This is a genomic window from Hymenobacter metallilatus (genome assembly GCF_003944705.1).
In the GTDB taxonomy this organism is placed as follows: Bacteria; Bacteroidota; Bacteroidia; order Cytophagales; family Hymenobacteraceae; genus Hymenobacter; species Hymenobacter metallilatus.
This window is the reverse complement of the sequence record NZ_RWIS01000001.1, coordinates 137,915-160,749: the sequence shown is the minus strand read 5'-3', so window position 1 is coordinate 160,749 and position 22,835 is coordinate 137,915. Positions and strand designations below refer to the sequence as shown.

Annotated in this window: 11 protein-coding genes; 2 read left to right on the top strand and 9 right to left on the bottom strand. The window is 59.9% G+C overall.

Going from position 1 to position 22,835, the window contains the following annotated elements; translation table 11 throughout:
* Nucleotides 1–164: 164 nt before the first annotated feature.
* Complete coding sequence (locus tag EI290_RS00575; RefSeq protein WP_125425590.1) at nucleotides 165–2,990, bottom strand: TonB-dependent receptor; 2,826 nt, start codon at nucleotides 2,988–2,990, stop codon at nucleotides 165–167.
* 148 nt (nucleotides 2,991–3,138) lie between these two features.
* Here EI290_RS00575 and EI290_RS00570 point away from each other — a divergent pair, with 148 nt between their 5' ends.
* On the top strand, nucleotides 3,139–4,035 hold the full coding sequence (locus tag EI290_RS00570) for a YicC/YloC family endoribonuclease (protein WP_125425588.1): 897 nt from the start codon (nucleotides 3,139–3,141) through the stop codon (nucleotides 4,033–4,035).
* 335 nt (nucleotides 4,036–4,370) lie between these two features.
* Nucleotides 4,371–4,916 carry a hypothetical protein gene (locus EI290_RS00565; RefSeq protein ID WP_125417525.1) on the top strand — a complete coding sequence of 182 codons (546 nt, stop codon included), beginning with the start codon at nucleotides 4,371–4,373 and terminating at the stop codon, nucleotides 4,914–4,916.
* 356 nt (nucleotides 4,917–5,272) lie between these two features.
* On the opposite strand, the gene EI290_RS00560 is transcribed toward EI290_RS00565, so the two are convergent.
* The 8 genes from EI290_RS00560 to EI290_RS00525 form a co-directional block, all read right to left on the bottom strand.
* Nucleotides 5,273–6,607 carry a M28 family metallopeptidase gene (locus EI290_RS00560; protein WP_221766219.1) on the bottom strand — a complete coding sequence of 445 codons (1,335 nt, stop codon included), beginning with the start codon at nucleotides 6,605–6,607 and terminating at the stop codon, nucleotides 5,273–5,275.
* Between the two features lie 23 nt (nucleotides 6,608–6,630).
* The gene (locus EI290_RS00555; RefSeq protein WP_125425584.1) at nucleotides 6,631–7,038 is read right to left on the bottom strand and encodes a VanZ family protein; all 408 of its coding nucleotides are present in this window, start codon (nucleotides 7,036–7,038) and stop codon (nucleotides 6,631–6,633) included.
* A 23-nt stretch (nucleotides 7,039–7,061) separates the two neighbouring features.
* Entirely contained in the window at nucleotides 7,062–7,442 is a 381-nt protein-coding gene (gene gcvH, locus EI290_RS00550; RefSeq protein WP_125425582.1) for a glycine cleavage system protein GcvH, read from the bottom strand.
* 227 nt (nucleotides 7,443–7,669) lie between these two features.
* Nucleotides 7,670–15,229: a T9SS outer membrane translocon Sov/SprA gene (gene sov / locus EI290_RS00545; protein WP_246008806.1), complete on the bottom strand. Its 7,560-nt coding sequence runs from the start codon at nucleotides 15,227–15,229 to the stop codon at nucleotides 7,670–7,672.
* Between the two features lie 158 nt (nucleotides 15,230–15,387).
* Nucleotides 15,388–15,993, bottom strand: a complete 606-nt coding sequence (gene ruvA / locus EI290_RS00540; protein WP_125425580.1) for a Holliday junction branch migration protein RuvA — start codon at nucleotides 15,991–15,993, stop codon at nucleotides 15,388–15,390.
* 209 nt (nucleotides 15,994–16,202) lie between these two features.
* Nucleotides 16,203–19,367 carry a T9SS type A sorting domain-containing protein gene (locus tag EI290_RS00535; protein WP_125425578.1) on the bottom strand — a complete coding sequence of 1,055 codons (3,165 nt, stop codon included), beginning with the start codon at nucleotides 19,365–19,367 and terminating at the stop codon, nucleotides 16,203–16,205.
* Between the two features lie 88 nt (nucleotides 19,368–19,455).
* Nucleotides 19,456–20,016, bottom strand: a complete 561-nt coding sequence (locus EI290_RS00530; protein WP_125425576.1) for a hypothetical protein — start codon at nucleotides 20,014–20,016, stop codon at nucleotides 19,456–19,458.
* Between the two features lie 422 nt (nucleotides 20,017–20,438).
* Nucleotides 20,439–22,715 carry an NADP-dependent malic enzyme gene (locus tag EI290_RS00525; RefSeq protein ID WP_185816776.1) on the bottom strand — a complete coding sequence of 759 codons (2,277 nt, stop codon included), beginning with the start codon at nucleotides 22,713–22,715 and terminating at the stop codon, nucleotides 20,439–20,441.
* Nucleotides 22,716–22,835 lie beyond the last annotated feature (120 nt).

Here is a 22,835-nt window from a genome sequence, read left to right as displayed (position 1 = left end):
GCGGGTGTATTGAGAGGAAGGATAATTCGGTGTGGCAAAGGTCCTAAAGCAAAACGCCCACCGGTATCGATGGGCGTTATGCTTTCGTTGCGCCTATGTTATCGTATTGTGTACTCCGGTAGAGCCGGTAGCAGCATTAGGCGGGCAGACGGGACTGTTGGCAGCTAGAAGTTGTAGGTCAGGCCCAAGGTAGAGTAGTTGCCACGGCGGTATTCGCCAAATGCGCCCCGCTCGTTGCGGCCAATCTTGCCGTTGCGGTCGAAGTCGTAGTACTGCCGCACTTTTTGGTTCAGCAGGTCCTGAATGCCGGCCTTCACCTGCAGGTGCTTGCCAATTCCCTTGGTTACGGCCAAGTCAATCACGTTGCGGGGCATTTCAATTACCGAGTAGTTGAACTGCTTGTCGCCCACAAACTGAATGCGCTGCCCTACTACGTTGTATTGGGCGGATACCTGCCACTTGCCTTCATCATCCTGATAAAACAGGCCGGCATTCACCACGTAGGGCGACTGTCCCTGCAGTGCCCGGTCCGTGAGGGCAAAGTTGTTGTTCGTGTTGTTGTTGGCCAGCTTCACCCGGCTCTTGATGAGGGAGGCATTCAGCACCAGCGAGAAGCGCTGCAATACTGGGTTTTCCGTTAGCTCCAGCAACGATTTGCGCGCCTCCAGCTCCAGGCCCACATCGTAGGCGTGGTCGGCGTTCTGGTAGGTCAGGTACATCTGCTCCGTCGAAACCGACTGGGTAGTCTGCTCGATGGCGTCCTTGAAATACTTGTAGAACACGCCCACCGACAGCATTTCGGAGCGGGTCGGGTAGAACTCGTAGCGCAGATCGGCATTGTAGATAGTGGCCGTCTTCAGGTTCTTATTACCCGTGATGATGGCGTTGCTGGTATAGTCGAAGTATGGGTAGTTAGCCACTTCTCGGAACTCGGGCCGGTTTACGGTTACGCTGCTGCCCAGGCGCAGCAAGGAGCGTTGGTTGAAGTTGAACGTCGCATTCAGCGAGGGCATTGGAATCACGCGACGCTCCAGGTAAGCCGTATCCTGAGGGTCGCCGTTCTGCAGGTACTTGCGGTTGTATTCCACGCGCACCCCGCCCGAGAGGCTAAACCGGTCCGACAAAGGGGCTACGCCTCCAATATAGCCGGCTACCAACGTGTTTTCGGCGGTGTACCGGTCTTTGGGTGAGGTACCTTCATCCAGTACAAAACCAGTTCTGGGGTCAAGGTTTTCAGGCGCAAAAATCTGGTTGATGGGCAGGGTCAGCAGGCGGTTGGCCCGGGCCTGGTCCCGGTAAAACGTGCTGGGGTTGCCAATTACGTAGGAGAAATAACGGTTCTGGAAAGTCCGTTCCTTTTGCTCCGTGTAGAAGCCGGCCCGCAGCTTGAAGGCGTTTTCCTTGGTCGTGTCGCGGCCGGCAAAGCGCCGCTCCCACTGCCCGCTGGCCATGTAAGTGTTTTCCTTGAGGTCGGAGAAGAAGCGGCTGGCATCGTAGGGGTTACCATCCGGAGGCACTACCACCAGGAAAGGACGGGGCGTTTCACCGGGTTGGGGCGTAATACGCTGGCTCCGGTAGCGGCTGTAGTCGGGCTCATCCTTGTACACGTAGTTGTAGCCAGCAGCCCAAGTTACGTTGGTATGCTCACCGGCCCCCAAATCGTGGGAGCCCTGCAACTGGCCTGAGTAGATGGTACGGCTCTGGTAGTGCAGCGCGTAGTCGTCCCGGTCAAAGCCCTGGTCCAGCGTCTGGCCGGTGCGGTGCGTTACCTCATCGGTGCCGTACTGGTTCAGGAAGTTGCGGAACTCCAGTCGGTTCCGGTCGTTAAGGCGGGCCTGCCAGTTATGGATGATACCCAGGCGGGTACCCGTCAGGGAGCGTTCATCAGTGTAGGCGTACTGCTGCACGGGCAGGTTGGTAGCCGGGTCCCGCTCAATCAGGTAGCGGTTGCGGGTGATGTTGTTCTGCTCGTGAGTGTTCGAGTACGAAATGGAAGTTACGTTGCTCAGATACACCTTGCCAAGCTCAAACTTGCGGCTCAGGCCCAGCGACACGCGCAAATCGGGGCGGGCCGTAATGCGCTGGGGCAGCCATTCGTTGCGGAACGTGGGCTGGTTGCTGGTGCTCACTTGCTCCGGAGTGCCTGCGGGCAGCTGGCGGTTGCCGGCATCGTAGCCCAGCCAGTCCGTGCTGCGGCCAGGGCTTACCTGGTAGTTGTTCTGGAAGGTGGTGCTGCTGCGGGCCCAGCCCGAAACACTCAGGCTGGTCGCATCTTCCAGCACCGAGTTTTTCGTGTACACCTTTACCACACCGCCACCCATTTCCCCGGGCAGCTCCGGCGAGCCGGATTTAAAAATCAATACCCGGTCAATTACCGAGCTGGGCAGAATGTCAAACGAAAACGAACGGGTGTCAACTTCCGCCGAGGGCGTAAGGGCATCATTGAGCATTACGGTGTTGTAGCGCTCCGCCAAGCCCCGGATTACAATGAAGTTGTTGCTCTGCACCGTCACGCCCGGAATGCGCTTTACCACTTCGGCCGCGTCCCGGTCCAGGGTTTTCACAATCTGGTCGTTGCTCATGCCGCTCACCACCACTTCAGCCTTTTTCAGGTCCTGAATCATGGCTACCTCGGTGCCGGTTTGCTTCTGGCCGGTTACTACTACCTCCTTCAGGGCCTGAGCGTTTTCTTCCAGCGCCCCGTTGAGCGTGGTTTTCTGATCGGCCTGAATGCTAATGCCGCTAAAGGTGAGCGGCTTGTAGCCGATAGATTGAATGGTGATATTATAGGTGCCGGCGGCTAGCTTGAGGGCGTAGCTGCCATCCAGCTCTACCGGGGCCGCCTGGGTGGTGCCGGTTACCAGCACGGTGGCCCCAATGGCACCTTCACCAGTTTTTTTATCCGTTACTTTTCCGACCAGAGTACCCTGTTGTGCCCAGAGTAAGTGGCTGATTGTCAGAAAAAAAGCTACGAGGAAAGAACGCCGCATACGGGGGTCGTAAAAAGGTTTCACAAAGCTAGACCAGCCCTGTTATGCTAATATTGCGGCCACGTTATGCTTGTGTTACCGCCCTGCTAAGCGGTTCACCGTCTGCGGGAAACCCGTACTTTTGCGCCCACTTTGCCCGTTTCTGCCCATGCTCCAGTCCATGACCGGCTATGGTATCGCCTCCCGCGAAACCGATTCTTACGCCGCCACCGTCGAGATTAAGTCGCTCAACTCCAAAACCCTCGACCTGAGTTTGCGCCTGCCTCGCTTCCTTCAGGATCGGGAGCTGGAGATCCGCAACCTGGTTACCAAGAGCCTGCAGCGGGGCAAGGTGAACCTGAACCTGGACTTCACGCGCCCGCGCGCAACGGGCGCGCAGGGGTTTATTGTCAACCGGGCTGCCGTCACGGCGGCCTGCCAGGAGCTACTGCAGGTTAGTTTGGCTACCGGTTTAAGCCTGGAGCAGGTAACGGCCGTGGCCCACGCTTTGCCCGGGGCCCTGCGCATCCCTACCGATGCCACTGCCGCCACCGAGGAAGAGGAAGAAACGCCCTGGGAAGAGCTTCTGCCCTTACTCCAGCAGGCCCTGGACCGCGTCAATCAATTCCGCCGCGACGAAGGCCAGGCGCTTACCAGTGAAATTCTAGGCTACGTGGACCGGATCCGCATTCTGCTGGCCGAAGTGGAGAAGCACGACCCCACCCGCATTGAGCAGGTGCGGCAGCGCCTGGAAAGCCACTTGGCTGACATTGCCGGGAATGAAAACTTCAATCCTATCCGCTTCGAGCAGGAGGTGTTGTACTACATCGAGAAGCTGGATATTGCCGAGGAAAAGGTGCGGTTAGTCAACCATTTGCACTACTTCACCGAAACGGCCGGTTTACCCGAACCCACCGGCAAGAAATTAGCGTTTATTTCGCAAGAAATTGGTCGTGAAATCAATACCATTGGTTCCAAGGCCAACGACTCTACCATCCAGCATTTGGTGGTAAGCATGAAGGAAGAGCTCGAAAAAATAAAGGAACAAATCAATAACATTCTCTGAATACCAAGGCCCGGTCAGGCAGTCAGCGCAGTACCTAAATTGAACTTTGTGGGTACTATATCGTATTGGCTATTCTTGATACAGCATTGGGATTTTTCGAGGTTGTGTTTTTTGAAGCTGCAACTGGATAAAAACGAATAATCTCCCTCTGCGTTCTTTAAATGCGGTTTTTTGACAAAAAGTGTTCAGGGAGTAGATGAGGCTCTGGATTATTTTTTTGTAAAATACTTGCAGCTTACGTTTTTGTGCGTAAATTGTGTTATCCAAACAGAGTGACTTTGCTCTCGTAGGACCATCAGCTTGCCTTGAATCTCATCTTTTTTCAGTCTAGGATTATGAAAAAAGTCTTACTCTCCGCCCCATTGTTTTGCCTGATGCTGTTGCTGATGGCTGCCCGTCCTTTTGCCGAAGTAGAGCTGGTAAAGAAGCGCGTGCTGAGCGAGCGTGTAGAAATCCTTATTCCCAAGGGTTTTGAGGTGATGAGCGAGCAGCAAATGGACTTTAACTACGCTAAAGCCCAGAGCCGCCCCAGCGTTATCTACACCAACAACAAGGAGGCTAGCATTGCCTTCTCGTACACCGATAACACGGCTGACCAGGACATGATTGACATGTACTCGGACAACTTCTATAAAATCTACGCCAAGCAGTTCAAAGAAGCCAAGTGGTTCAACCACGGCGTGAAAGAAGTGAACGGCCGCAAAGTAGGCTACATGGAGTTGATGAAGCCGGAACTGGGCCACGAGGTGTATCAGCTGATTTTCTTCACCGATGTGGAAGGCAAGCTGCTGATGTGCACCTTCACCTGCGCCGACCGTCAGAAGCCGGAGTGGGAAAACGTAGCCAAGCAGATCATGGGCTCGTTCAAAGCCAATAGCTAGTCGCACGACTTCCCCTTATAACACATTGCCCGGTCTGTTCTGAACAGGCCGGGCAATGTTGCTTTTCGGGCTTACGTGAAGCGTCGCATTGTCTTCGCCCGTGCTACATCGGGCGCAAAACCGTATAAAGCCAGAACTTGTGCGGCTATCTGCTCACTGCGTGACCCCGCGTAGCCCACTGCGAAACACTGCGAGAAATGAAAGCCCGTAGCTCCGTACCATTCGCTGCTATTGGGCAACGGATAGGAGCTACGGGCTGAAGCCCGTGCTACATTGGGCGCGCTGCAGCTTCGCAGGCTGCCGGGTGCTTGGCAGGGGTTAGTTTGTTGTTGAAAGGTGAGCCTGCCTTGCGGCACTCATGGCGTACTAGCCGCGCCCTGGGCGTTCAAAAAGTCCCGCAGCAGCTGAAACAGCTGCGGAAAAGCCGTCAGGGGCAAGCCTTCAGGGCGGTCATGCACGTCGTGGTAGGCGCTTGGGCCGCCGCGGGTGTAGAGGAAAAAGGCCGGGATGCCCTGCTCAGAGAAATAGTAGTGGTCGGAGTTGGCGGCCTGACCCCGGGCCGCCAGAGAAGGCAGGTAATGCTGGGCTGCGTTAAGTTGCTGCAACTGCCGAAACGGCCGCTCGAATACCCGGCCGTTTACTACGGTAGCACCCTCCGAGCCGGTACCCAGCAAGTCTAGGTTCAGCAGGAAGCGGATGCGGCTGAGCGGCACCAACGGATGCTCCACGAAGTAGCGGGAGCCAATCAGGCCCGCTTCTTCGGCCCCAAAGGCTATAAACACCAGCGAATAAGCAGGCCGGTTTTCGGGGCGGGCGTAGTAAGCGGCCAGTTCCAGGAGCATGGCCGTACCGCTGGCGTTGTCGTTGGCGCCCGGGAAGTAGGCGCGCCGGCCCATCGTGCCTAGGTGGTCGTAGTGGGCCGTTACCACCAGAAACGAGTCGGGCTGCACGCGGCCGGGCAGATAGCCCACAATGTTCTGGGTGGGGTACTGGCGCTGCAGCCTGGCTTCTACGCGGGCGGCCACCAACGCCACCGTGGGGCCGCTTGCGGTAGACGGGATACTGTTCCAGACCGATTCCAGTACTTCCAGCTGCATCTGGCTGGCTTGGCTGGGGGCGAGGGAGGCCGTGAGCTTCGGTACCAGCGTCAGGCGGAGGGCCGCCGAGTCCAGGTGCTGACGCAGAGCCAGGGGCAGGGTAGCCAGCCGCGGTTCATCGGCAGCCCGTAGTACCAGCCCACCGCCGTGCCAGGGACGCCGCAGTAACTGCTGCTGGGCGGTGGCGCTGGTAAACGTGAGCGTATCAAAGCGGACTATCGGAACGGCCGAGAACGGGCCGCCCACCTTGCCGCTGCCCGAAGCCGGAGCCGCAATAAAATCGAGGCCAGGGCGCAGCCGTTGCGAGCTGCCCAGCCCGGGAAAACGCCCGATGCCGAAGCTCAGCTCCAGCCGCAGCGCGCCCGGAAAAGTGTTGACGTCGAGTGTGAACGGCTGGTGGTAGCCGGGAGCCAGGGGCTGCAACCCGAGCTGCCGGAACCGTTGGCCGAGGTATCCAGCGGCCTTCCTGTCCCCGCCACGCACGTAGCCCCGGCCCTGAAAAGCCGGGGAGGCTAGCGTGGCAATGGTGCGTCGTACCCGGGGCATGTCCTGGCCCCAGCCAGGGTGAAACCCCAGTAGTGCCAGTACCAGCAAGCAACCAAAAACACCAGCCTGCTTCATTGCCAGAACCGCTTAGTGGCCCACATCAGTAGTAGCCCCAGCACGACGCCCAGGGAGTCGCTGAGCATATCCGACCACTCGCCGTGGCGGCCCAGGTCCATGCCCATCTGCAGGAACTCGATACCGGCCCCCATAGCTACCGTGCCCAGCAGCACGCACTGGAAGGCCCGGGCCCGCAGCCAGGCCGACCACCGCTGCCGGCCGGCCGAGAAAACCGCCAATACCGCCAGCACCCAGAACACGAAGGCATGAGCGGCCGTGTCGAAGGACAGCAGCTCCCAATGTGGGGTGTCAGGCATGGAGCGGGCCGGCGTTAGAGTACTTACCAACACAAACGCCGCCCACGCCAGCGGCAGAGCCACGAAGGCTCGGCGGCGGGGCGGGGGCGGCGCAGTGGCTAACACGGCCAACAACAAGCAGGGGCTGGCTAAGCGCCTACCAGCTCTCCGTAGGTAGTGGCGGTGAGCAGGGCATCCAGCTCGGCGGGGTTGCCAATGGACATCTTAATCATCCACCCGTCGCCGTAGGGGTCGGAGTTTACCAGCTCGGGGCTGCCGTCGAGCTTGTCGTTGATTTCCAGCACGGTGCCGGTGATGGGGCTGAACAGGTCGGAAACCGTTTTTACGGCCTCCACGGTGCCAAATACTTCGTTCTGGGCTACTTCTTTGTCGAGCGTATCAATGTCCACGTACACGATGTCGCCGAGTTCCTTCTGGGCGTGGTCGGTGATGCCGATGAAGGCAACGTCGCCTTCCACGCGGATCCATTCGTGCTCTTTCGTGTACTTCAGGCTGGCAGGCAGATTCATGGGGTGCGGTACTTGAAGGGTGAGTGAGGAAAAGCGCCCGGTGGCGCCTCAGGTCAAAAGTACAGGGAAGCGGTGAGATGGTGAAATGGTGAGGTGGTGAGTTTCTGTCATCCTGAGCGGAGCGAAGGATCTTATCAAGCGTGAACGGCCGTCGTAACAACAATTCGTGCCACCATTGTAAGATCCTGCGCAAGCTCAGGATGACAGGAACTCACCACCTCACCACTCTACTGCGACAAGCTGTAGCGCAGCTGAATACCGCCCTCGGTGGCCGTGTTGCGGAAGGCGTTCTGCACCCGGGGCTCGGTGATGTTCTGGGTGAAGAAGAATTGCAGGTTCAGGCGCTGGTTCAGCACGTAGTCGATGGTGGGGCGCAGCTGCACCTGGCGGGTGCCGCTGGTTACCTGGCTGGAGGCCCGGCCCTTGTTGCCAGGGTTGGCACCGGTGGGGTCCACTACGTCCAGAATGGTGCGCTGCACGGCGTAATTGTCGCTGATGCTCAGGTCGAGGCGGGCGGTTAGCTCGTTGCGCAGAATGCGCTGCTCCCCACCCACCCGGAAGGGCAGCTTGAGGCGGTTGGTGGAGTAGCCGAAGCGGATGACAATGTCGGAGCGGTGCAGCTCCGTGACCTGGGCGTTGGTGGTGTTCAGGCCAATAGTCCGGTCGATGCGGTACTCCATCCCGCCCGTTATTTTGCCGGTGGTCTGGAAATTCACCCCCAATAGCGGGGCCAGCCGCTCGGCTATGCTCACCTGCCCCAGAATGAAATAGGGAATGTACTGGCCCGCCTGGTTGGTGAGGGTGGAAAACTCATCCTTGTTCGGCTCCCGGGTGTAGTTGGCCGAAGTAGTGTAGCCCGCAATGTTGTACTGGGAGGTATACACGTGGTTGAGGGTGAAGGAGCGGAAATACCGCTGCATAAAGGGCAGCTCGGCCAGGCCATTGTACTGCACGTTCCAGTTGGGCACCGGCAGCACCGAGAAGGGGTTGAAGCCCTTGGCCTTGTAGCTACTCGACGACTTGCCCCGGTAGGCATCCAGGAAGGCCGGCAGCAGCACATCCTGGGAGTTGTAGCCGTACCGGCCTGTAGCAGTGGTGCCCCGCGCCTCTTGGAGGCGCTGCTGCACAAATTCCCGGTTCTCAATGAAACGGTCAAATGCCCGCGAGACTTCTCCGCCCTTGCTCAAATCCCCGAACAGCGTCTGGATGGAGATGAACGAGGTGGTGAAGGTGCCGGAGCCCAGGGCATTGCTGGCTGTGGGTACGGCGTTTGGTGTCGGCTGTAAAGTGGTTGTGTCTACCGGGTTGCGGTAGAACACCTCCCGGTTGCGCACCAGGTTGCGGCGGGCATCCAGCTGAATATTAAAGTCGCGGAAGGGCTCCAGGGTGGTGCGCAGGGTGAGGGCCTCCGTGAGCAGGGAGCTAAGTGGGGTGTTGAGGTACTGGCTTTCGGTGGTGTACCAATCGTTGCGGTAGGCGCGTTGGAACAGGCCATCCAAATCGTACTGCTTGCCCAGCAGGAAGGGCACGCCCGGCGCGTCAAAGTCGCTGTTCATCCCAAAGAAGCGGGTGCGGGGCAGGTAGCCGGGCAGCTGGGTGCCGTTGGAGCGGGCGTAGGTAAAGTTCAGGGAGCGGGCCGTCATCAGGGAGCGAAGAATGCCCTTGAGTACCCGCAGCTCGGGGCCTTTGCTGGAGTCGGCCGGGGCGGCCTGGTCGGCAAGCGCGGCGGCCTGGCCGGGAGCCTTGCGGCCCAGGGCGGCGCGCGGGTCGGGCTTGCCGGCCTCGTCGGCTTTCACCCGGGCCTGGGGCGGGGGCGCGTTGTTGATGATGTTGAGGAAGCGCACCTTGTTGTATAGCTTCACCAAGTCAATCTTGCCGTTGGCGCTCAGCTCCCCGTTGTTCTGAATGGTGTTGCCCAGGTTCAGCGGTACAGTAGTTGTATCGTTGGGGTCGGCGGGATTTACGGGGCGGCGCAATGCCGTGGAGGCGGCCTGCCAGGTGTAGTTGGCCGCGTAGCGGGCATCGGCCGACAGCCAGTCGGTGAGCGGAAACTTGTCCAGTGGGAGGCGGTAGGTGAGGGCCACCGTCTGGTTGAAGTTGGTGGTACGCCCCCCGTTGCGCAGCAGGTTGTCGCGCAGCTGCTGGCGGTTGCGTTGGGCCTCGTCGGAGCTGCCGATGCTGCGGCCCACACCCTCGTCCACCACGGCGCGGTTGTTGGCCGTATAGTCCAGGGCCAGGGCCTTGGTCAGGTCCCAGCGCAGGTCGTAGATGCGGTTGAAGAAGAACGACTTCTGAAACACGCCCGGAATACCAGTAGTAACGGGTACCTGACCGGGCTCCAGGGTACGCTGCAGGAACCGTTCGTTATACCGTCGGTCCAGGTCGGCCCGGAAGGAGAAGCGGGAGGGCAGGGGCGTAAAGTTCACCTCCTTGAACATGGCCAGGTAAGGCGAGTCGAAGGCCTTGATGCGGGCCAGGGGCGTGTAGTTCTTGGGCGTGGTCTGGTACACGTAGGCTAGGGCCCCAGTGTAGGTACGGGTGTAGTCCCGGTCGGTGCGGATGTCGGTGTGCAGGCGCTCCGTAAGGGAGTAGCTCACCGCGAAGTTTTCGATGTCGTAGGGCCGCACTTTCTTCTCGGGGTTGGTGCGCTCCTTGCGCACGTTCAGCAGAGAAATGCTGCGCTGGCTGGTCTGGTCAATCACCTCCTTGCGGTAGGCAGCCCGCTCATCTTCCGACTTAAACTTCTCCAACGACTGCGTCAGCTTGGTGTCGGGGTCCAGCGGGTCGTACTTGGGGGCACGGGTTTCAACGCCGGCCTGCACCAGTACCGGCACCCGCAGACCCAGCTTCTCGGGGAAGAACTTCTCGGCCGCCACGGTGGCGTTGATGTCGCCGCGGGTGATGTTGTCGGTGGAGCGTTGCTGGGCTTTGTCCTGCAAGCCCCCAAAACCCGTGCTGATGAAGCTGCCCGTGGCCGTTACGTTGGCCACATCGGCCAGCCTGGCGTTGAAGCGGGCCGTGGCGGCCCAGCCGCTTTCCGTGTCGAAGTTCAGCACCCGCAGCTCATCGGCCCAAAAGGTTACCGACTTGTTCGCCCCGTCGTTGCGGGGGTTCAGCACGCCAACCATGGCACCCTGCACCGCCGAGAGGTCGGGGTTGCCAACCACCGTAATGGTAGAGCCATCGGCCAGGGTTACGGTGAAGGGCTTGGTGTAGTCGATGCTGGAGGCCGCCTGCTTGTTGCGGGCCGCTTTGGCATCGATAAAGGCCTGGAAGGGCAGGTCGATGCGGTTTTCCAGGGGCCACACCTCGTCGGCGGTGTAGCGGGCCGGCGCGCCCGAGGTGCCCGGCTGCGGGGTGAGCGTGAGGGGTTTGCTGTACTCGTAGTAGTTCTGGTTGTAGTCGGTGCCGAGGCGCACAAAGCCGCGCAGCTGCCCGTCGCGCACGGTGCGGTCTTCGCTTTCGGCGTGCATAAACATGCGCAGGCGCTTGTAGCGCAGCATGTTCAGGCTTACGTTCTTATAAGCGGCCTTGGCAAACCCGTCGCGCAGGCCCTCAATCACCAGGCGCAGGCTCTGCTCATTCTGCTGGCGGTTCAAGGTGCTGGAGCCGTATTCCCGGTCACGCCGGATATTGGGCGGCAGCACGTAGGGAATAGCGTCGTTGGCGGTGCTCGAAACGCCGTTTTCCTCAATGCTAACGGTAGAAATGCTGAAGCCGTCGGCGTCGGTATCGGGGTTGACGATGGTCTGGCCGGGCTCGGCCAGCTTGTTGAGGTAGCGCCGCCACTGGTTGGCCACAAACTGGGGCTGCACCATGCGCAGTACCACCGGCTGCTGCCAGCGCGTGAGGTACATGCGCAGGAAGCGGATGGACTTGAAGCCGAAATCCTGCCCGGCCGGTACGCCCACCACACCCGTGGGCTGCCGCACCGGAATGCGGAACTGGTACCAGGTAACGGGCTCGTTGTTGGTGTCGGTGTTGGTATTCGTGATTTTGTCGACGATGTAGTTCTGTCCCACCTCCATGCTGGTGGGGTTCAGCTGCAAACGGTACTCGTAGTACCGCTCCGTGTCGCTCAGCACGTTGTCCCGGTTCAGGTCTTCCTTGTCGGGGAAGGCCGTGGAGCTGAGCTGGCTGCCCTCGGGCGAGTTGCCCTCCAGGCCGTTGAAGTTCTTGTAGCGGGCCAGAATTTTGGCGTCCTGCTGGTCGTAGCTGCCATCCAGGTGGTGGCGGAAGTTGTCGGCGGCCGGGTCGGGCACGGTCTGGTACACGGGGCTGAGGCCGCCCAGCGCCTGCTCCTCGCCATCATTCACCCCATCCAGGCCCACGTCCTGCCGGGCCCGGGCTCCGGGGGCGGCGCTAAAGGCATCGGTGAGGAACTGTTGCTTGGTCACGCGGCCCCAGTCCGTAGGCTGGGTCTCCAGCGGCAGGTTGGCCGGGTCTACCGGAATGCCGTTCTCAAACTCATATCGGTTGTCGTCCTTGAGCACATCCTCCGACACCGAGCCCAGGTTGATGTACAGCTCCCCGCCGGTGGTGTTGTTGGTGTTGTGTCCATCGGAATCCACCACCCGGCCATTGTCGCCGGCTAGGAAGGGGTCCATCATCCAGAACTCCAGAAACTCCACGTTGGCGTTGTCGAAGTCAGTATCGAAGGTGATTTCGCGGGCAATACCGCCATGGCGGGCCGCATTGGCCGCCGGCGAGGTAGTAGCGAAGAAGCTGGGGTTGGTGGGGTTAATCTGGGGCGTGTAGTTGTACTGCCCGCGCTGGTCGGGGAAGTAGGCCAGGTCCAGGGTCGTCTCGAAGGAGTTGCCGGTGGTGCCCACGTCCTTGTTCGGGAATACCTCCGTGCGCTTGATGCCGCGCACGTAGTGGTTTTTCAGGTCGGCCACGCCAATGTTGTTGGGCTTGCTCTGGCCGTTGGTGTAGTAGGTCTGGTCGATGGTGTACCAGGCCAGCTTAGCGCGGCTGTAGGCCACGGCCAGGCCCTGGGCCGTGCCCACCAACGGAGCCGGCGTGGAGGCCAGCCGCCAGGTAGTTGCCGAGCTGACGCCACCCAGGGTGTAGGGCGTGCGGGCATTTTCGAAGTCGTCGAGGTAGGACACGCCGTTTTCGCCCCCACTGTCACTGGTGCCCAGCTTGCTCTGGCTGGGCAGCAGCTGCGCAAACTCCCCGCTGAAGGCCACCGTCGAAATTTCCTTGGTACTCACGAAGGGCAGAGCGTCCAAGTACTTGGTCAGGGCCCGGGACTCCCGCCGCAGGTTCACGTCGAAGCCGTAAATGGTGTTGTTGCCGGGCTCGTCGCCGATGTTCACCCGGTTGATGCCGGGGGCCTGGTTTTCGCGCAGGTGCAGCACCGTGGCCCCGAAGTTGATATCGGGGGAGAGGCGGTAATCGAAACGGGCCCCCAGCAGCTTGCGCGGCTGCACCTGCACCAAGGCGTTTTTCTCAAACTCCACCCGCAGCTCATTAGCCGAGTTCAGGTAGGCCGGGTTCAGAATTTTTACCTTGGCCTGGTCGTAGAATACCTGGTAGTCGGTGCCTTCCGTGAGCAGGGTGCTGCCGGCAAATACCCGCACCGAGCCCTCGGCAATACCAATGCCGGGCAGGTTGATTTCGTCGGTGGAGGTGGCCTGGAACCGGCCGCGCAAATAGAACTTGTCCTTCTCCTGGCGCTGCTGGGCGTCGCTCTGCACCTGGTTGTACAGCTCTTGGTACACATATTTGCGCGCCAGGTCCCGCTCGGCCGTGGAAGCCGTGGTATCAAACTGCGCCGCCAGGTAGCTGCCGAAAGGCTGCACCTCCGGGAAGATGATCTTGCCTAGCTCCGTATCCACCGTCACGCCCGGGAAAAAGTCGAAGTTGCCGTCGGGGTTCCGGTCGTTGTTAGGGTTTACGTTGTCCAGGTTGAGCACTTCAACCAGAGGCCGGTTGGCAATACGCTGGCCTTCCTTCAAGGAAATCAGATCCACGCCTGTCACATCGTCCTTGTAGATGAGCTGGAGCTGGAAGTTGTCCCGGTTGAGCTGGTTGGCGTTCAGGGGATAGATGTTTTTCATCATCAAATCCCAGGTCGGCAGGTTGCGGGTGAGCAGGTTCTCGTTGCCGCTGTTGGGCACGCCGGGGGTAGGCGCGTTTACCGTCGGGTCGGTGAGGTTGGCCAGGCCCACGCCGGGGTTGGTGGCCTTCAGCATCTTCAGGAAGATGACTTCCTCCTGGCCCACGTTGGTGTAGTCGTTCTGAATTTCGCCAACGGTGTAGGTTTTACCGTTGTAGATGTACTGGTACGACACGCCCAGCACCTGCTCCGGCAGCAGCTGCGTGTTCAGGGAGAGGTAGCCCAGCTGGGCATTGTAGGTGTACTCCCGCGGGTCGAGCTTGCGGGCCCGCACGTGCTCGAAGTCCACGTTCTTGGCCAGGCTCAGGCTGGCCAGCGCCCCGTCCACCGTCAGGTTGCCCCGGAAGCCGGCCGCGCCCTGAATCCGGTCGAACAGAAAGTTGGCCTTGTTATCGGCCAGCGCATTGGGGCCACTGGGTTTGATGAACTGCCGGCGGTACAGGCGCTTGGGCTCGGCCACGTCCATGAGCGTCACCACGTTGCGCAGGTTGTCGCTCTGGCGGTTGTCATTGGTCACCCACACTTCCAGGTGGGTAATTTCCACCCCGCTCTGAATAGTGGGCAGGTTGCGCAGGGCGGCGTCGTACCGGTCGCGGAAAGCCTGGCTGAGGAAGAAGTGCCGGTCCCGCTCGTACTGGCTGGCCTTGATTTCGAACTGCCGGGCCTGGCCCCCGTTCTGGATGCGCACGGCATCGGCCTGCCCGCGCAGGGTGCTGGCCAGGGCCGTTACGCCCAGCCGCCCGAACTGCAGCTGGGTTTTCACCCCAAACAGGTTCTGGCCCCCCGTAATCAGGGAGTTGTTCAGGGGCAGGCTCACGTTGCCCAGCTCCACCTTCCGGATGATATCGGTTTCGTAGCCCGTGTAATCGAGCTTCATGTTGTTCTCGAAATCGAAGGCCGCGCGGGTGTCGTAGTTGAAGGCCAGCTTGAGCTTTTCCCCAATCTGCCCGGTCAGGTTCAGGTTGAGGTTCTGGTCGTACTGGAAGTCGCCCACCCGCTGCTGCCGCAGCGTCAGGGTGGGGTTTTCGTTGCGGTTACCCCGGTAGCCCATGCGTAGCGTCACGGCGCCCTGGGGCCGGATGTCCACGTAGCTGCCCCCAAAAATCCGGTCGGCCATGGGCCCCAGGTAAATTTTGGGAATAAGGCGGCGGTTTTCGGGCTGGTTGGCATCCCCGGCCACGCCCCCATTGGAGCGCTGCCGGAAGTAGTCGCGCACAGCCTGCTGCTGCTGCCAGCGCGCGTACTCCTCAAACGTCATCCGGCTTGGGTCCCGGAAGTCGAATTCAGGCCCTACTTTTTCGCGGATATCAAAATTCTGCAGGCTGTCGTCGGCCTGCACATCCAGCTGTACGTTGGAAGGCAGGGGCAGTACCAGCGGGGAACGGCGGCGCTGGGGCGAAAACGGCGTACCCACCCGATCCGCCGGCGCTACCCGGGGCCGGGTACTGGGACGGTAGCGGGTGGTGTCGGTGCGGGGCGTATCGGGGCTGAATCCGAACGACAGACGCGGCAGCCGCTGCCCGGCAGGCAGCCAGTCGGACCACAGCTGACGCATAACAAACGGCGCGGCCGACCCGCCTAACGGCCGGGCCTGGGACCACCACGCCACCAACGACACAACGGCCACCGCCGAGGCAGCCAGGGACTTCTTACCGGTATTCAAACGTCAATAAGCGAAGGGCGAAAGGAGAGGAGTGCGTTTTTCGTTGCTCGTTGTCGGTTTTTTCGATTTTGTTAAGCTACGAGCTACATGGAAAGCCAGGCTGCTCCCGTTGAAAAGCAGCTAAAATCGAATAACGAGCAACGAAAAACGAAACAGGCCTAGTGAGACTTAAGAGCGAATTTAATCAATTCCTCCACGCTCAGGTCGTTGCCGTGCTTGTGCTGGATTTGGTCGAGAGTCTTCTCGGCCGCCGCCCGCGCGAAGCCCAGGGTTACCAAGGCTGCTAACGCTTCGCTGCGGTTGGTATTGTGCGCCTTGGCCAGCGGCACGGTATCAATGCCGGCTTTGGCCAGCAGCTCGTCTTTGCGGAGCTTGTCTTTCAGCTCCAGCACCACGCGCTGGGCAGTTTTGGGCCCCACGCCCTTGATGCTCTGGATAGAGCGCACGTCCTCGTTCACAATAGCCTGCCGAATCTCGCCCACCGACATCGACGACACCATCACAATGCCCGTGCCCGGCCCGATACCCGATACCGAAATCAGCTGCAGGAACAGGGCCTTCTCATTGGGGTCCAGGAATCCGTAGAGCGTCTGCCCGTCTTCCTTCACGTGTTGGTAAGTGTAGAGTTTGGCCTTTTCGCCCTCGGGGGCCAGCTTGGAGTAGGTAGCCAGCGAAATCCGGATTTCGTAGCCGATGCCGTTCACATCCAGAATGGCTTGGGTAGGGTCTTTATAAGCGAGTTTACCGTCGACGTAGGCAATCATGCGCGGGTGGTGAAGTGGGGAGTTATCAGAACCAGCAGAACACCGCCGGGCCGGGTTTTGTGCCAAACCAGTTAGTAGTTCTAACCACGGTAGCCGCGGCCGGAGCAGCCGCATCTGGTTGGGCAAGTTAAGACGTTTACCCACGAAAAAGGCGCTTTCCCCGGTTGCAGCGGGAAAAGCGCCTTTTTCAGAAAGCAGGAACCGAATAGTTAGTGTCGCACCTGCAAATTGTAGCGCTTCACTTTGCCGCCATAGTCGATGAGGACATGGTAGATGCCGGCGGGCAGCGCGTGCGTCGCCAGGCGCTGGGTGGCGGTAGTGGTGCTGGCATCGTGGCGCAGGCGGCCCTGCCCATCGTAGAGCTGGATCCGCCAGCTACCCGACGCGGGAGCCGCAGGGGCAGTGGTAGAAGCCGGAGAGGTGGTAGAGGCCGGAGCGTTTCCGTCGTCGTCGGTGAGGCGGGCTTCGGTGTAGCCGTCGGCGGGATTGGGGTAAAACTGTACCGCGTAGTTGCACACCGCTACCTGCACGCTGAGCGTGGGCGAAGTAAGCGTTTGGCCGGGGGTGCAGATGCTGCCGCCGGTTACGTAGGCCCGCAGGGTGCCGCGCTTGCGGGCATCCACCACAATATCCGTCAGGCCGTTGTACTCCGGGCGGAGCGAGAACGTGCTGCTGCTGGTGGGCTTGATGTACCAGCGCAGGGAGGCCGCATCGAGGTTGAACGCATTGGCCCGCAGGTTGACGGGCGTAAACTCACACACCGGCGACGCCTCGTAGGCAGCCACATCTACGCTGGCCGGGGCCACCACAATGGTGCGGGCTGCGGGCGCGCTACCGCTAAATCCTTGCCGCTGGGCCGTAACGGTAAGCGTGACTTCGCCGCCGGCGGCCGTGCTGCGAATGGTTTGCTGCGCGGCCGCCCCCTGAATGGTTTGTCCGTTGTTGCTCACGAATACAGCCGGGCCGCTCAGCGTCCAGGTGTAGGTAACCGGGAACAGGGGCTGTCCGCTGGCATTCAGCCGGGAGCATTCTTCCTGCACCTGAAAGGTGCCGGTGCCACCGTTGGGGCACAAGGCATTGGGTGCTTGGGTGAAGATGGGAGCAGGGGTGACGCGGAACAGCTCCAATCCGAGAAATTGCTGCATTCCGGCGTCGCTGAGCGTTACGTGCTCGGTATTGCTATTTAGGGGCGCGTAATAGGCATCAAAAGGAGTCTGGCCGGTACATATCAGGTTCTGCAAGGCCAGATTCTGGTAGGGCGTGGGCAAGCTCTGCGTGTTCTGATAGTTGCTCAACGTTTGATAGTTGTAGCCTATGGCGCTAACCGGGCTAATAAAGCTGTGAAATTCTTTCACGTCCGTGAATTTCAGATCATAAGGGGAAATGCGGCCCTTCCACCAGCCATTATCCGCTTCCTCGCCCGCTAGCTTAGCCTGCCGCTGCGCGTCGTAGTAGCCACCGGGGGCCAGGTCGAAGCTCCCATGCGCCCCCGACGTGGCCAGGAACGTGCGGTTGCGCACGGGCAATGAAATGACGCCGCCAAGCTGCCGGATGCCCAGCTTAAGCCGGCCATGAAACACGGTGCAGGAGGAGTTGGGACCCGGCGCGAAGTTGACATCCGTTTCCAAAAACTCGCCATCCGACCGAATTGGCAGGAAGAACAGCGCGGGCATAACGGCTGCCGCCGCAAAGTAGGCCACCATGTAGGGCCAGCGGATGCGCCCCCGCATTTTGAGGGTCCGGCTGCACGCGCTTTCGTTGCGCGAGGTGCCTTGCAAGCTGCCATTTGCCAGCGCTACCCGGCGCACGTTCAGAGGGTAGCCCAGGGAGCCGGGCAGGCCGTTGTCGCGCAGAGCCAGCATAAACCGGTCGCGGTAGCCGGGTGCCCCCTGTGCCGTGCCCTCGCCGGCCAGTACGTGGCTGAGCAGCAGCTGCCGCGAGGCCGGCGACAACAGGTTCTCATCGTACAGATTACGGGCGCTGGACGTGAATTTCAGATACTCCACGTAAGCCTGCACGCCGATGGGTACGTTGGCGCCCTGGTGAGGAGCATCGAACGATATCCACAAATCGGTTTGATGGTTGAAGTACGGGTCGCCGGTGCGGGCAAACTCCTTCTCCATGTAGGCCAGCGCATACCGCGAAATGACGCCGCCCATGCTGGGGCCAATGATGGTAAACTTCTCGTTGGGGTCGGCCAGCCGGGGTTTCAACTCATTAAGCAACTGTATCAACACAAGGGCATTGCGCTCAATGTAGTCGTCGCCGCCGTCTATCCACTTTCTGCTACTGAGCCCTCCTGCTGTTGAAATAACATTCCGCTCATTTTTGGGGAAGTTCAGGATAATCAGGTCCCGGTTGGCTGTATTGGCTGGCGCAGTTTTGTTGTCTATAAGCTGTACCAAGCCAGTAAGCCGCTCGTCGTATATTTCTCTAAGTTTTCGTTTATCCCCATCATCAATGCCATCTAAGACAATGATAGGATGACGTAACTTGCCATCAGCATCACTGGCAGGATTGTGCCACCAGATACCAGCTTCACCTTCTCCAAAGGTTCGCTCAGTTTGTTCATAATTGGTAAAAGTTTCGCGTGAGCGAACAAAAAGCCTTAAGTTAGGCTCGCGGGCCGCAGGTAGATTAGGGACTACCCATACGGCCGATGCCGCCTGGGCACTACTGCCATCCGTAAATTGCACCGTGTAGCGAAGCAACTGCAACCCGGTGCTGGCAAACACAACATTCACTGCCTGATTGGGGCTGCAAGACAACGTGAGGCCGTTGGTGCCTACCTGCACCTGCACACTGGCTACGGTGCGTCCCCGGTTGCTTAGACATAAGTCGGAAGCCAACAGTAGGCTGGTCGTTTGCGGAACGCTGTCGGCCAGCGCGGCAGTCAGCGTTAGGTCGCGTATTTTGAAAGGGGAGCGGAATCGTTGCGCCGGGTCATAGTATAAGCCGTTGCGAAACTCCAGCAAGCCCGCATCTACGGCGGCCGTATCGAGCACACCAAACCGATAATCAAGTACCCCCAGGCGCACGGGGGTGGAGAGTTGCGGGTGCTCCGCTTGTTGCATCAATTGCTCCGGCGTGAGAGAAAAGGTGGCGCGGTTGTAGGCGGCCGTATATAAGTCCTGATACGCCTGCTGAAAATGCTCGGAGAAAGACGTATCTATGCGGCCCTGGCTGAATACGTGCAGCATGGCGGAGGGTGGGGTACGGTCGTAGAGAATGCCGCCCGGCACTGGAGTTTTGCTGACGTTTTGCAGTAAGCTGTCGATGACGTGGGTGAAATGTGGCTCGGTGGTTAGATTGGATGATGTAGCCCGCGAAGCTATTTGCTGAGCAAAAGTGGGTGAGATACCGAGACACAGCACCAGCCAAAAAAAAAATGCGGTACACGTGATAAAGTTTGGTCATAGGATGGAGTAGAAAAAAATGAGAAAAAGTAAGGGAAAACGCCAATCAGCGCTTTTCTAAGCGCACGTCAAAGCGGCCATCGGTTACTTGTACGGTGCTACCATCGAGGGCACGGGCCGTAAAACTGAACGTGCCGGAGGCCACCCGGGCCACCGTGTCGAAGCGTGTAAGTGTGAGCGTGCCCGGGGCCGTTGGGCCGGTTAGATAATCCACTTGTAAGCCGGTTTTATAGTCAGAGTAGTTAGCATAAGCTGGATTGAAAGAAGCGCGTATGGGGTCGGCTGGCTGGTCTAGCGCCACAGAACCAGGGCCTACGGTATTGGGGAGAAAAAAATAGATGCTGGAGGCAGGTGTTTTATCGCGCGCGTTGCGGGTGAAAAGCATCGTTAGCGCCACGCCTGGGCTCGTGCGGTACCGGTAATACGCCACGTAGGGGCTGCCGCCGCCCAGTTGGGGGGCGATGTAGGGCGTCCAGGCTTTGCCCTCCACCAAACAGCCCATTGTACCGCGCCCGTCCTGCGTGGCTTTGGGCAGGGCGTCTACTTCATCTTTTTTACAGGCCGCCAGCGTCAGCAGCAGCAGCCAGGGAATGGGGTACAGTCTCATTGGAATAAGAGAATAGGGTAAAACAAAAAAGCTTGTCCCGCCGGTGGCCGCCGCGGCCACCGGCCACACAACGAGGGACAAAGTAGAGCAATAGGAAGAGTGAAGGAGGCAAGGGACTAATTCCGGGCCCGGCTGGTGGCCGGCGAGGAAATGTGCAGCACAGAGGCAGGAATAAGGAGGAAATTACGAAGCCGGGAAGGGCATCACCAGAAAAATTGCCGTGAATCAGACTTTCCCAGGAACTGAAAATAGTATCGGAACGCCGCAGGAGTCATGGTAATCAGGCAAAACGCACGTGGTAGCCGGCAGGCGCGGGACTTTGTGCTACTGCCCACAAACGCCGGCAGCGCCAGAAACCCGGGTTGCCTTCGTGGAAAGGCCCTCCCAGATTCCTCGCGCTGCTCGGAATGACACCCGTTTTATTACAGCCCCTTCCCGTCGGGCTGCTGGGCATCTACCACCGCAATGGCGGCCATGTTCACAATTTCCCGCACCGAAGCGCCCAGTTGCAAAATGTGCACCGGCTTGCGCATCCCCATCAGGATGGGCCCGATTACCTCGGCACCCCCGATTTCCTGAATGACCTTGTAGGCGATATTGCCGCTGATGACGTTGGGGAAGATGAGGGTGTTGGCCCCGCCGTGGGCGGCCAGCTCCGAGAAGGGGTACTGCTCGCGCAGCAAATCGGGGTTGAGGGCCGTGTTGGCCTGCATTTCCCCGTCCAGTAGCAGCTCGGGGAAGCGGGCTTTGGCCAGCTCGGTGGCGCGACGGGCCTTGTCGGGCAGCTCACCGGGGTTGGAGCCGAAGTTGGAGTAGCTGATAACCGCCACTTTCGGCTCGGCATCGAAAAACTTCACTGCCCGGGCCGTGAGGCCGATAATTTCCACCATTTCCTCGGCCGTGGGGTCGATGTTCACAGTGGTATCGGCGAAGAAGAAGGGGCCCTTCTTGTGCTGGATGATGTACATGGAAGCCACCCGCTTCACGCCCTCGGCCACCCCAATGACTTGCAGGGAAGGCACAATGCTCTTGCCGTAGTCTTTGCTCAGGCCGGTGATGAAGGCGTCGGCCTCGCCGGTCTCCAGCATCATCGAGCCGAAGTAGTTCCGCTCCCGCAGCAGGCGGCGCCCCTCGTAGAGCGTAATGCCCCGGCGCTGCCGCTTCTCATAAAACAGGTTGGCAAACTCCTCGCGCTTGGCTTCCTCCTGCAGAATATCGATGATCTGGCAGCCTTCCAGGTCCAGGGAATTCTCCTGGGCAATGCGGGCAATTTTCTCCCGGTTGCCCAGCAGAATGGGCTGGGCAATACCCTCGTCGTGCAGAATCTGGGCGGCCTTGAGGATTTTGTAGGTGTCGCCCTCGGCAAATACCACGCGCTTGGGGTTGCTGCGGGCCGCCTGCGTAATGCGGTTCATCAGCTTCTGATTCACGCCCAGGCGGGCGCGCAGCTCGTCCTCGTAGGCAAACCAGTCGTCGATGTGGATGCGGGCCACGCCGCTGTCCATGGCGGCTTTGGCCACGGCGGGGCTCACGGCCGTAATCAGGCGCGGGTCCAGGGGCTTCGGAATCAGGTAGGTGCGCCCGAAGCTCAGGGTGTTGTCGCCGTAGGCCTTGTTCACCATTTCCGGCACAGCGTCCTTGGCCAGGTCCGACAGCGCTTTCACGGCCGCCAGCTTCATGGCCTCGTTGATTTCGGTGGCCCGTACGTCCAGCGCCCCCCGGAAAATATAGGGGAAGCCCAGCACGTTGTTCACCTGGTTAGGGTGGTCGGAGCGGCCGGTGGCCATAATGATGTCGGGGCGCGTAGCCATGGCCACCTCGTAGGCAATTTCCGGGTCGGGGTTGGCCAGGGCAAACACGATGGGGTCGTGGGCCATTTTCAGCAGCAGCTCGGCCGGCAGCACGTTGGCCGCCGAGAGGCCCAGGAACACGTCGGCTCCATCCAGGGCTTCAGCCAGGGTGCTGATGGCGCGGGTAGTGGCAAACTGCAGCTGTAGCTCGGCCAAATCGGTGCGCTGAGGCGTAATGATGCCGTCCTTATCAAACACCACCACGTTTTCCCGCTTGAGGCCCAGGGCCACGTACAGGCGCAGGCAGCTGATGGCCGCGGCTCCCGCCCCGCTCACCACCATCCGGATTTCCTCAATTTTCTTGCCCACCAGCTCCAGGCCGTTCAGCAGCGCCGCCGAGGAGATAATAGCCGTGCCGTGCTGGTCGTCGTGCATCAGCGGAATGTTCATCTGTTCCCGCAGGGCCGTCTCGATGCGGAAACATTCCGGGGCCTTGATATCCTCCAGGTTGATGCCCCCAAACGTAGGCTCCAGGCTCTTTACAATGCGGATGAACTCGTCGGGGTCGGTGGCGTCAATTTCAATATCGAAGCAGTCGATGCCCGCAAACTTCTTGAACAGTACGCCTTTGCCTTCCATCACCGGCTTAGAGGCATCGGGCCCAATGTTGCCCAGGCCCAGCACCGCCGTGCCGTTGCTGATAACGCCCACCAGATTACCCTTAGCGGTATATTTGTACACATCATCGGGGTTGGCGGCAATGGCTTTGCAGGGTTCCGCTACCCCCGGCGAGTAAGCCAGGGCCAGGTCCAGCTGGGTACTCACGGGCTTGGTGGGAATTACCTCAATTTTGCCGGCGGGGCTCTGGGAGTGGTAGTTGAGGGCGTCCTGTTTATTTATTTTCAGCATACGGGAGGGCGGTGGGTGGACTTCCTGCCAATGGGCAAGGAAGCAAGATGGGGCAAAATCAACCCGCGTCAAAGGTACGCCCCGCCGCCCGGATACAAAAAAGCCAGGCAGTAGCGCGCA